This is a genomic window from Novosphingobium rosa NBRC 15208, from assembly GCF_001598555.1.
GTDB lineage: Bacteria > Pseudomonadota > Alphaproteobacteria > Sphingomonadales > Sphingomonadaceae > Novosphingobium > Novosphingobium rosa.
In genome coordinates this window covers 1-10620 of the sequence record NZ_BCZE01000131.1, presented here as the reverse complement: position 1 = coordinate 10620, position 10620 = coordinate 1, and the positions used below count along the sequence as shown (strand labels likewise).

The window sequence follows — 10620 nt, the reverse complement described above, 5'->3', positions numbered from 1 at the left end:
CAATCTCTATTGCCTCCGCACCGGCAAGGCCGAAATAACCCACGCCTTCGGCGTCGAGGTGCCTGTCGGGGTGAACTACACCGATGAGGTTTCGCCCAACTACCCGGGCCTGGTGACCAATGGCGCGGAATTCAGGGCCATGAACTGGGGGTTCCCGGTTGTCCTGCGGGGCGCCCAGGATCAGAAGTTGGCCCCCACGCCGGTCAACAACGCCCGCGACGACAAGCTCCACACCGACTTCTGGCGCGACAGCTTCGAGCGCCGACGCTGCCTGATCCCGGTCACCCAGTGGGCCGAACCTCAGGGCCGGAAGAAGCGCATGACCCGGACCTGGTACCGGCTGCCGGGCGACGAGCCTTTCGCAGTCGCGGGCATCTGGAGGCCCACCGACATCTGGGGCAACTGCTATTCGATGGTGATGGTCAACGGCTGCACGCAGATGGAGGAGGTCCATGACCGCATGCCGGTCATCCTGCGCCGTGAGAACTGGGCGACCTGGTTGAGCGGTGCGCCCGCCGATGCCTTCGGTCCGTGTCGGACTTGGAATGACCAGTTGGAGGTCGAGCAGACCAACGACCGCTGGGTCGATGGCAGTGCACGGCCGACCTATGAGCAAGAGGTCGCCGATCTCCCACTTTTCGGCGACAAGATACCCTAGTCGGCATGTCGAGGCGGCGGACGCAGACAGTTGCAGGACCGAGAGCATGTCCGCGCAGCTCATAAAATCAATTCGACGCCTTACTCCTTGCATCGGTATCAAAGGCAGGCGGTTGTCTGACGGCTGACAAGATGGTCTAGGTCATCCGCCATGGATCGTTAATCTGGCCATGAGCCGAAGATCGAGCCGGACTGAACCGGCGCCACCACTTTTCGACTGTGCAGGATGCGGTCGCTTGGGAAGACGGCTCATCGCGCTACTCAAGTCAATGCGCGCCAGCTTATTCAGCCGCTTCGTAATTACCTTTCCTTTATTTTCTTCTGGCAGAGATGCCCCCTCATTTTGGAGGCCAATTTCAGATGTTTGAACGTCCGACCAGAATCGAGGACCGTCCGCTGCTCATAGGCCTCAACCCATCGCCGGTCGCAGAGACGGTGTCCTGGAGCACCGAGGCCAAGTCCACCGGGGCGCTAGCCTATCTGGCGTTCGACCGGTCGCGGGATCCGGGCGAATGTCGCAGATGGTTCGACATGCGCAATCTGAACGAACGGATCATCGACAGGAAGAAGATCTCCAGGATAGATCCGGCCCAGGCGATGGAGCGGCTCCGGGAATGGGATTTGGAAGGACGTCTCGCAGGCCCAGTCGTGGCATGTGGACAGACCGTCGGACTGATGGTCAGGGCCTATCGCGCCGCGACAGGAGCCGAGATGGGCTCGATGACGGTCATTCCCCACCCATCGCTTCTGTGGCGCCCTCGTTTCGGTATCTCGGTCAGGGCATGGCAGAGGGCCAGGAACGATCTGCGCCGCGTTCTCGGGTTCGACGCCCAGCCGGATCCCGTCGATGAAGAGGGTATCGATAATGCGCTTCAGGCTTTCGTCGATCATCTCGAATTCGTCGAGATGAAGCGCATCCTTGATTTCGAAGAGACGCTGGATGCGCAGGGGGATGAGCCCACTGATGCCGAGAAGGAAGAATGGGCCGAAGAGGTCACGTATTGGCGTCGCGTCGCCGCGCTGGACGAGGTTGAGGATCATGCGGAGCGTCTGGACGCGGCCGTTGGCCTGATCGAGGACGGATGCTGGAACCCTTGATTCCGAGCAGATCTTCGCATCTCCCGACCGTTCGCCACGACGGTCTGCCCGGGAGCGGCAGCATACTTGGCCGATAGGGGCGGGGCGGCACGGCAGGACGTGTCAGCCGCCCCTCCAAGCCCTGGGATGCAGAGGAAATGGCCTTCGTAACGGTGCCGTTCAAGTTCGGCACACCGGCAGTCCAAGCGACGGGCGCCTGTGCCGCAAAATCAGGCTTTTCCCATTAATGGCTGATATCTGACGCCCTTCTCGCTGCAACTGCATCAGAGGCAGGCGGTTATCTTACGGGCTGGGCTCACCTTTCCGATTGTGGCCTATTCGACTATCCCGTAATGCTGGCCCAGCAGGTACCCGAAGAGAACCAGAATCTGATCTTCCCTGTTGTAAGCGGACATCAGGCGAAATGGGCTAGTGGCCGTACAAGTCCCACCAACTCTCTTTCACGACGACCACACGGGGAGCAACGGCGGGCATCTCCAATTCCGCAAGCGCCTTTCCGCCTCGCAGGTCGCGGGAGTCTTGGAGCAGTTCGCCGATGTAGCGCTGGAGAGCGCCAAGCCGATCGCGATAGGTTGTCAGTTCGGCAGCGCTGATCAAAGCCTGCTGGACGCGAAGCGATCCGCCTCGCGCTACCACGCCCTCGACGACGCCTATGCTAGACTGTTCCGTAGTCAGGAAAGTCAGAGGTCCGTGGACGTAGTGGTTGCGGTACTCGCGCTCTCGATCGAATAATGCCGCGCAGTGCCGTAGATGTGCTTCGCGTTCGGGTGCGTGGTCCGCTGCGATGGCGATCAAGGCATCCTTCAACTGGACGGGGGTGAGGTGGGCTATGAGGCCCCATATCCTCCCATCGGGCCCGCCTAGGAACGTGGCCCGCTGTAGAAGCACACGGAACGATTGCTCCACGTGGTTCCAGAAGACCACCACCTCGCCAAGCGCACGACAGAACTCGTCCTCCTGCTCTGTAAGTTCGCGCGTCCACCCCATGCTCGTCTCCTTACGCGCGTTTCTGACCCGACAGCTTCTGGGCTGCGCTTGCACATTGTCAATGGACGAGATCGGGTGATTGGCGGAAGGTGGTTCTAAGCAGCATCGGTTATCGGTTCGATGAGCGCGCCAGTCGTATCGGGAACGACCGGGTCTGGACGATCGAGGTCTTGGCCTTGTCTTGCGCCTCGCAACGGATTGGCAAGGGTGCCCGAAGCCTGCGCTTAATTGGGATGGATTTTCGATAGGCTGTCGACAAAGTTTGACGGGAAATGGTCGCCCACGAGGTTGACGATGCCCGAAAACTGGTTGGTCTCGGGATCGATGTCGCCCGACTTGACGGCATCCGTCCAGGCGCCTCGGACATGATCGATGTCGCCTGGCGCCTCGTAGAGCGCCTGACGCCTGACCTCGGCGAGCTTTATCGACGTCATCTCAAATTTAGATATGCGGATCAGATCATCGGTGTAGGCGACCTGCTGCCGGACCTGAGCCATCACGGGCATCAGGCGGTTGAAGGTAGCTCTGTCCGACGGGAGCAGCGCGTCCGGCTTGAGGTTCTGTCCATAACGCCTGTTCAGGTCGTCGAGGTCCCGCGACGCCTCGTCCAGGCCGTAGATCTTCGCCGCTCCCAGATAGGAGTTCTGGGCCTGGACCATGATCGCATGGGCCAGCGTGCATTTGCCGGAAAGATCGAGCATCTGCTTTCTTTCGGTCTCGCTGACGGGAAACTTGTCCCGCATGGCAAGAAGCATCGCTGCCAGATACTGGTGTCGCTTATGTGAATCGTCCGGTGGCGACCAGTTGGGAGCCGCCATCTCTCCGGCGATGTCGGTCATCTCCTTCACCACCTCGATGTCGCGCTCTCTGTCGGATTCGAACATATTGCTGGCGTTCTGGGCCTTCAGCCGTTCCTGGAGATTGCCGAACCTGTTCGCTTCCTCGGGGGTCATCTGCTCGCCCATGGGCACGTTGGGCTTGAACGGCCGACCGTTGGTCAACTTCTCGAATTCGCCTAGGGTCTTGATGGATTGCTCACCCAGCACCGCTCCGGCATGCATCTGAGTCAACAGCGTGTCGGCATAGGCCTTATCGACAGTGCACTGGCTATCGGTCATGTCCAGAACGGTGATGCTGCCCGGCCTGTCCGATGGCGCGGGCGGCACCGCAGGCCCGGCATAGGTGATGCCCGGAGAAACAGCCGAAAGAGCAGCAGCGAAACCGGCCAGCAGCCGGGCCCTTCGCGTCGCGGTGGGATTTCTAGACATGGGGCCCCCTTCGGTGCGAAGTCTAGCGCGATCCCGCGTTCATGTCAGCCATCCGCCTCATATTCCCGAACTAAACCCATCGTCAGCTCATGCCCCCTTCACAGCCTCACGGGCGCGGACCATCGCGCTGAACTCCCGCAGGACATCGCCGACGCTGGCGTCGTCGGCCGGGTCGAGGGCATCGCCCACGTCGCGGGCCTGGGAGACGCGCATGCGGAGGAAGGACAAGCGCCTGTCGGAAGGCGGCAATGCCCTGCCCGCGCTGTCGGTTGCCTCGCTGTAGCCGGCGATCACGTCGTTGATCGCCTCCAGCGCCGCCTCATAGGCGATCGCCTGTTCCTGGGTCCACTGGGGCGTGTTCTCGGACATCGGCATCTCCTTCTCAGGTGCCCAGACAATAGGGCATGGATGATGCCGTTGGTCAAAGGGCTGCCACGATGCCCCTCGCAGATGGGAATGCGGCCTAGGCAGGGAGGCCGCTTGCGCTCCCTGACGCCCTTCCCGTGATCGGGGCCAGCCTGTAGCGGATCGTCATTCCGATCTCCTTGGGGGCGATCTCGGCGCACTTCACGTCGAAATCGGCCGAAAGGGCATGCGCGATCCGGGACATGACGACCCCGACGGGCAGGTCGTCGTCATGCACGACGATCGACAGGTTCGGCTCGATGACCGGCTCGTCCACAGGCATGTCTCCTTGTTGGGATTGCGCGGGTCCGCGCCGGCTGCAGATGGCGAGCGCCGGTCACGGATCAAGGCACATGGGGCAAATTATTCTGCCCAAGCGCCTAATATCATTCGGCTGTTCGGCACCTGGCGCCTGGCCGGGGGTCGATGTCTGGCAGGCCATCCCAACGGCCCGGGAACACCTTCCATCCTGAAAACTCTGGCGCTCCCGATTTCGGATGGCTATTGTGTCGCTCAACTCGCGGGAGCTGTTCCGGGAGCCGGGGCGTCGAAACCCCTCACTGAGAGCCGGTCGCAAGACCAATTATCCGGTCGCAGAGCCTTCTGTGACCGGGTGGCGGACGCGTATGTCCAGGCCACCCGGCTAAAGGTTTCCGCGCCAGTCTCAGTGCTGGTTTCGAACACCCGGTCTCCAAGGGCCGGCACCCCGATTCAACTCGGGGTGCCGCCGGCTTGGCGACCACCCCACAGTCTGGGGCAAGCATGTCGAGACAGCACACCCGATCCACCGCCACGAAAGCCGTGTTTCCCGTCACCTCCTCCGCCTGCAGGCTCTGAGCGATGCGGGTCCAGGTCGTTCCCTTCATCCCCGACTTCATCGTTGGGCTCATCTTCCTCTTCCTGCCCGGACTCGCCGTCACCTTCTTCGCGAGAAGCGAGCCGGCGGGCGCGGCCGTCGTCTTCCTGACCGGTCTTGCCGCCCTGATCCGGCCACAGGCCCACTGGGCGCTCTACTTCGTGCTCTGCACGCTGCGGACCGTGCCGTTCCTCATGGCAGCGATCATCGCGGTCGCGATGCGGACCGGCGTCGCACCTGGAGCTTGGCTCCAGCTCGGCGCCTTCATCGCCTTCGGCGCGCTTGCGAACTGGCGGCTGCATCGCCTGCGGGCCGACGGCCTCATCGACTGATAGGAGAAAGCAAGATGATACTTCCTCTCGCCGCCCTGCTGGCGGCAGGCGCTGTCGCCGACGCCCCGCGCACGGGTATGTCCGTCCCCGCGACGTTGACGGTGAAGACCGATCCCGCGACCTACGATCTGGCCGGATTCCGCCTCGGCATGAGCGAGGCCGACGTCGAGGGCGTCATGCGGTCGCGCGGCCTCAAGGTGGTGAGGGCGACCAGGGTGGTCAACTTCGAGGACCAGGTCCGCGGCCTGATGAACGTGCGCGGGGGCAGCGAGCGGATGATGCGTCACTCGGTTCTGGGCCAGGTCGAGTTCGACGACGGCAAGGGAGGCCGGGTCCTGCTGAAGCTGCTGACCTGGCCTGACACGGCGAGGGTCTCGACGATCAGCTTCCTGCCGCCGCGGGGGACCGCGCCGAGCGCATGGCAGACGCTTCTTGCCGACAAGTATGGCCGCCCCAGTGACGGGAGCGGCAGGATCGACAGCGAGGGCCTGCATGCCCGGTGGTGTGGCAGGGCGTCCTGCGGCAGCGGTGCGGGCCTGTTCCAGATGTCGGCCATCGTGGGACTCGATGGCGGCTCGGTCACGCTGGGCCAGCCGGAAGGGACGGCGACCGGGATCGGCAGAATGATCGAGGCCGAGGCCGACCGGCGCATGCCCCGGAGAGCGCCCGGGCTTTGAGCGCAGGAGCCTGCAACTGCCGCATTACCGGTCGATCGCCGAGAGGTTGGTGGCGAAATCGTTGAATCGGTCGGCGGCGCGGACCACGAGTCCCGCGCCGCTGCCATCGCCTTGCAGGAAATTTCCCGTCAGCTCGCGCTTACATCGCTGGCATGGATTTCCCCGATCCGCACTGACGCTGCCGGACGACGGCGCCAACGCGCTATATCCATCCGATGGCATCACATGTAGAAGCTGTAGCTGACCTGCGGTTTCTCATTGACGCTCACATATTTCATGATGTCGCCGATCTTATTGGCGCATTCGAGCGTGATGGGCAGTCGCCCATCCAGCTGGGTGTTGTTCCAGTTCATCTTGGTGAGTCCGAGAATCTCGTGGCAGATGCTCTCAAGCGATGAATCCTGCTCGTACACCGTGATCTTTAAGGGACTCGGCACATACTGCCCAGGATAGGTCTTGTAGAAATCGACGGTGCCGCGAGTGTAGAGGACGCCTTCCGTTTCCGAGATGGAGAGAAGCGTTCCGCGCTTCGGAGGATATTTCTTGTCGCTGAAGAGACGCACGTCGGTGTCCGTGATCGCGACGAAATCTTTGGACCGGATGCCCTTCTCTTCGAGCGCGCGCAGAAAGCCCTTGCGTTCACCATCGCGGAAGCGGCTCGACTTGTGGATCACGATTCGCGCGGGCATGTGCTCAAGCGCGCGGTCATATTCGTCCAGTGCATCGCGCAGCAGTTCGTAGGCCTGATCCTCGCTGATATAGGGGTGGCGGTTCCTCTTGTCGATCGAAACGGGCGTGCCGCGCAGGATGATCCCGTGCCCGAACTCGTCGAAAACCTGCGCCAGGCTAGACGATACGGTCTCGCCGTCCCGGCTCTTGTAGAAGCCTATGCCGATGTAGCATGACCGCAGCTTGGCCGTGTCCTCCACAAGCCGCCAAGGGATGGTGCGATTGCCCTTGTAGTAGAGGGCAGTACAGAAGTTCCATGCCTTGGTGGCTGGGTCCTGCTGATCGCCGGCGAGCTTGGTGATCAGGATAGTCTTCTCGCGCACAAGCTGCAGAGGGGTGCCGAGATGCATGCACTTGGCCTTCAGGGTCCGCCGGAAGTTGTGTTCGAGTTCGCTTTCATCCTTCTCGTCGTCATTGGCCGCGGTGGTGATGGAATCGAACATCTCATTCGGCATCACGCAGACGATTACGTCCACCGACCTGTTCTCCGCCAGGAACCTGATCTGCTCGTAGTAGAGCTCCACGGCCCTCTCGACACGGCTGGCGCGGGATGCGAGCTTCACAATCCCGGTGATGTCCGACTTCTTCAATGTCCGGGTATACTGGGGCGAGTTGATCAGCCGGGTCAGGAAGCCATAGCTCTGGTTCACCCCGCCAAAGCCGCGAAACAGATTGAGGAGCTGCGACTCTGCTTTGCGTTCCACGCCATCGCGGCATTTCTCAAGCCATTCATCGAGAAGGTCGATGCCTTCACCCCGGCCCACGACCCCGATCCGAAGCTCGGTCCGACGCAATTCGTCGCGTTTGTCATACACTCCCATGTGCTCGATGCCGGTACGTGGGCAAATGTGCGTTCCGGTACCGAACTCGAGCAGAGGCTCTGCGAGCGTCGTCAGTTTCATGCCGCCTCCTCCTCGTCGGTTGCATCGTCATCGTAGTCAGCGATGGAGACGTCGCCCTCATCGAGGGCTTCATCGGCTTCCCCGCCCACGTCGAATTGAAGCAGCGTCCCAAATTCGAGCAAAGTCTCGTCGCCCACTTGTTCGCCGCTGCTGTTCGCCAGGAAGTAGGCGATGAAGCGGACCGCGTTCCTGACGCTGAGATTCAGTTCAAGGCGCTTTTGCTTCGAGAGATACTTCTCGTGCCAGTAGGACCGGTTGAAGCCATCATAGGTGTAGTACCAGCTCGGTACGATCTGCGCGAACCACTCCCCGCCTAGTTTCGAGAAGGTGACGTCGAACGAAAGGTGCTGATGGTACAGGACCTTTTCCGGATCCTTCTTCTGGTACTTGACCGCGTAGACGCTCCGGGACGCGCTTGCCTTGCCGACCCAGGACTCCTTTCGCAGCTCCTGCCTATCCTCGTTCGGCACGAAGAAGAAGAAGCTGTCCTTCGGATGCGATCGGACATTGCGCCCCTTCAGCATCTGCCGGGTCTCGGCCCAAAGAAGCTGCTTGAGGATGTTCACGTTGTCCAGCTCGTCGGAGTCGGCCAGATCAACCACGTCCAGCCGCTCGATGGTGCCCTCGTCCACGATGCTGATAAGGCCGCTGGCCTGGATGTCGGTGAAAGAGAACAGCTTATTGTCGTGACAGATCCAAGCGTCCGTAAGCACGTCATTTAGGAGGAGGGCCATTTTGACGACCGACCTGCGGCTCTTCGCGTATCCGCGGTAGTTCAGCTCCTGCTTCGCCCGGGCGATGACCTCCTTGTCGTTGATCGTCAGTTCCGCGACATAGATCGCGTCTGGAAGTCTGATCTGCTGGAGGTTCGTGGTGATCGCCGTGGGCGCTTCGATGGTCTCGGCCCTGATGCTGTTGAAGGCGTCCACCTCCCCGAGAATGTGCTTGAACTCCGTCAGCACCCTTTCCTGCGCGGCCAGGCGCAATCCGCCCACCATGCGGAGAATATCGCTGAGATCGATGATGTGCTTCTTGCAATCGAAGGAGAAGTCGGGCGTCAACAGCGCGTCCACGGCGCTCTGACTGTAAGTTGCCTGCTTCCTCACGAGCATAAGGACGTAAAGCTCGTCGAACGTGTTGTAATAGGACCGGCTCATGAACTGGGTGACGGTGGATTTCACCTTCTCCAGGGCGGTCGTGGACGTCACCTGGAAGGCGATGCGGTCGTGGTCGTCGCCCAGATCGATGCCGGGAAAATTCTTCTGCTTCCGATTGAGGTTTATGAGATGGGGGAGGTTGAACACCGACTTCAGGATTGGAATGAAGGCATCCTCGAGGGCGAGGTTGATATCCGTGCGCCCTTGCGCCGTCGCCAACTCGACCTGCAGGACGATCCGGCTAACAAGGTCGCGGAGTTCGTTCTCAACGTCGAGCTGTCTCACCCTCACATCCCCTTTCGGTAAACATCCCCTTAAGATGGGAACGCATCTAGAACATTTCAAGATGCGCGCTGCATCCTGATGGCTGGGATTGCTCCCGGCTAGGCTTCTAGCGCGGGGAGGAAATTCACGCGGCGAGGCGCACCACGCTCCGCACCGTCCAAGCGCCTATCCTCTGCTTGAAATCGCATGTCACTCACGGCACATTGATATCCATGGAAATTCTCTCTGATTCCGAATTCGCTGCCGCCGTTCTGAAGCTGATCGAGGCGCCGGGCAGCCTTCGCTGTGCGGTCGCCTTCTGGGGGCCGGATCTGGCTCGGCTGGCTGCCGCGCGTGACGCAGAGGTCGTTCTTGATATCCGGATGGGGGGCACGTCCCGCAATGCGCTCACCGCATTCGGCCTTCGGCGGGACGAGCTGCCACAGCAGACGCCAAGGGTGACGGTCCTGAACGATCTTCATGCCAAGATCTTCATCGGCGATGAAAGGGCTATCATCGGTTCGGCGAATGCCTCGCGCAATGCGCTCGGCACGGCGGAGCGCGCGCCTTCACTTCTGGAAGCGGGCGTCATCTTCGACCGTGCAACCGAACCTGAAGCCTACAGGCGGCTTGTGGGTATCTATGAATCCTACCGAGCCCGTTCTCTGCCGATCACGCGCGACGACTTCGATGAGGCGGTATCCGCGCCTCCCAATCCTGCCGCAAGAGACAGGCATGGCGATGCGCCGGTGGATGGAGCTTCGCTTCTTGCAAGGCTTGCCGGAAATCCGCCTGCCTTCATGGCTAGCGGTTTCATCTTCGGCGACGCACGCATCTCCACGGTTAGGGTCAGAAAGGCCGAAAAGGCTTTGGAAGAGGTGACGGGGCAGCCGATGTCGTCATCTCGGCTCTCCCATATCTGCACATTCGACCCTGACGACGTTGCCGATGAAGACGAGCTTCGCAACAGTGTCAGGATCTTCTGGTTCTGGTATGGAAGCCAGGAGGGTGTCTTCGGATATACTGACGTGGTTCGCGTCGTGGAGGCTGACCAGTCCGTGAGCTATTTCGGCCGCGCCAACTGGGTTGGAGCATTGAAGGATGTCGGCCAGACACATCTGAAGAGGGCGGGCGTGTGGATCGCCGATGGATCAGAGGGACTGGCGATATCGGCGCGCGATGGGCTGCCTCTAGGAAAGCGCTTTGTGGCGATGAGCTCTGAGCACCTATTCGAATACATCGAGAAACGCGAACTGGAATCCCGCCCGCCGATTGCGTAAAACGGCTT

11 protein-coding genes are annotated in these 10620 nt (G+C 61.2%); 5 read left to right on the top strand and 6 right to left on the bottom strand.

Annotated elements, in window-relative coordinates; all coding sequences use genetic code 11:
- Both SR3_RS29300 and SR3_RS29295 read left to right on the top strand, forming a co-directional pair.
- Positions 1 to 658 (top strand): SOS response-associated peptidase (locus SR3_RS29300; RefSeq protein WP_407668227.1); only part of this gene is annotated, 658 nt, incomplete at its 5' end.
- A 359-nt stretch (positions 659 to 1017) separates the two neighbouring features.
- The gene (locus SR3_RS29295) at positions 1018 to 1755 is read left to right on the top strand and encodes a hypothetical protein (protein WP_068094655.1); all 738 of its coding nucleotides are present in this window, start codon (positions 1018 to 1020) and stop codon (positions 1753 to 1755) included.
- A 408-nt stretch (positions 1756 to 2163) separates the two neighbouring features.
- Here the strand turns inward: SR3_RS29295 and SR3_RS29290 are convergent, their stop codons facing one another.
- The 4 genes from SR3_RS29290 to SR3_RS29275 form a co-directional block, all read right to left on the bottom strand.
- The gene (locus tag SR3_RS29290; protein ID WP_068094653.1) at positions 2164 to 2742 is read right to left on the bottom strand and encodes a hypothetical protein; all 579 of its coding nucleotides are present in this window, start codon (positions 2740 to 2742) and stop codon (positions 2164 to 2166) included.
- Between the two features lie 224 nt (positions 2743 to 2966).
- On the bottom strand, positions 2967 to 4010 hold the full coding sequence (locus SR3_RS29285) for a hypothetical protein (RefSeq protein WP_157099203.1): 1044 nt from the start codon (positions 4008 to 4010) through the stop codon (positions 2967 to 2969).
- Between the two features lie 87 nt (positions 4011 to 4097).
- Positions 4098 to 4379 carry a hypothetical protein gene (locus SR3_RS29280; RefSeq protein ID WP_068094647.1) on the bottom strand — a complete coding sequence of 94 codons (282 nt, stop codon included), beginning with the start codon at positions 4377 to 4379 and terminating at the stop codon, positions 4098 to 4100.
- Between the two features lie 94 nt (positions 4380 to 4473).
- A complete protein-coding gene (locus SR3_RS29275; protein ID WP_157099201.1) occupies positions 4474 to 4692 on the bottom strand; it encodes a hypothetical protein in 219 nt (72 codons plus the stop codon).
- Positions 4693 to 5255: 563 nt separating this feature from the next.
- Here SR3_RS29275 and SR3_RS29270 point away from each other — a divergent pair.
- Entirely contained in the window at positions 5256 to 5603 is a 348-nt protein-coding gene (locus SR3_RS29270; protein ID WP_068094639.1) for a hypothetical protein, read from the top strand.
- 14 nt (positions 5604 to 5617) lie between these two features.
- A complete protein-coding gene (locus SR3_RS29265) occupies positions 5618 to 6280 on the top strand; it encodes a hypothetical protein (RefSeq protein WP_068094638.1) in 663 nt (220 codons plus the stop codon).
- Positions 6281 to 6501: 221 nt separating this feature from the next.
- On the opposite strand, the gene SR3_RS29260 is transcribed toward SR3_RS29265, so the two are convergent.
- Together SR3_RS29260 and SR3_RS29255 are read right to left on the bottom strand one after the other, a co-directional pair.
- Complete coding sequence (locus SR3_RS29260; protein ID WP_068094634.1) at positions 6502 to 7911, bottom strand: argonaute/piwi family protein; 1410 nt, start codon at positions 7909 to 7911, stop codon at positions 6502 to 6504.
- Positions 7908 to 9353, bottom strand: coding sequence for an SMEK domain-containing protein (locus SR3_RS29255; RefSeq protein ID WP_068094658.1), 1446 nt, complete (start codon positions 9351 to 9353; stop codon positions 7908 to 7910). The genes SR3_RS29260 and SR3_RS29255 overlap by 4 nt, the downstream gene beginning before the upstream one ends.
- 212 nt (positions 9354 to 9565) lie before the next feature.
- Here SR3_RS29255 and SR3_RS29250 point away from each other — a divergent pair, with 212 nt between their 5' ends.
- Positions 9566 to 10612, top strand: coding sequence for a phospholipase D family protein (locus SR3_RS29250; RefSeq protein ID WP_068094630.1), 1047 nt, complete (start codon positions 9566 to 9568; stop codon positions 10610 to 10612).
- Positions 10613 to 10620: the final 8 nt, after the last annotated feature.

Excerpts from the sequence above, each read along its gene's own strand:
- SR3_RS29295 (WP_068094655.1), top strand. The coding sequence starts at position 1,018 with ATGTTTGAACGTCCGACCAGAATCGAGGACCGTCCGCTGCTCATAGGC.
- SR3_RS29290 (WP_068094653.1), bottom strand. The coding sequence starts at position 2,742 with ATGGGGTGGACGCGCGAACTTACAGAGCAGGAGGACGAGTTCTGTCGT.
- SR3_RS29285 (WP_157099203.1), bottom strand. The coding sequence starts at position 4,010 with ATGTCTAGAAATCCCACCGCGACGCGAAGGGCCCGGCTGCTGGCCGGT.
- SR3_RS29280 (WP_068094647.1), bottom strand. The coding sequence starts at position 4,379 with ATGTCCGAGAACACGCCCCAGTGGACCCAGGAACAGGCGATCGCCTAT.
- SR3_RS29270 (WP_068094639.1), top strand. The coding sequence starts at position 5,256 with ATGCGGGTCCAGGTCGTTCCCTTCATCCCCGACTTCATCGTTGGGCTC.
- SR3_RS29265 (WP_068094638.1), top strand. The coding sequence starts at position 5,618 with ATGATACTTCCTCTCGCCGCCCTGCTGGCGGCAGGCGCTGTCGCCGAC.
- SR3_RS29260 (WP_068094634.1), bottom strand. The coding sequence starts at position 7,911 with ATGAAACTGACGACGCTCGCAGAGCCTCTGCTCGAGTTCGGTACCGGA.
- SR3_RS29250 (WP_068094630.1), top strand. The coding sequence starts at position 9,566 with ATGGAAATTCTCTCTGATTCCGAATTCGCTGCCGCCGTTCTGAAGCTG.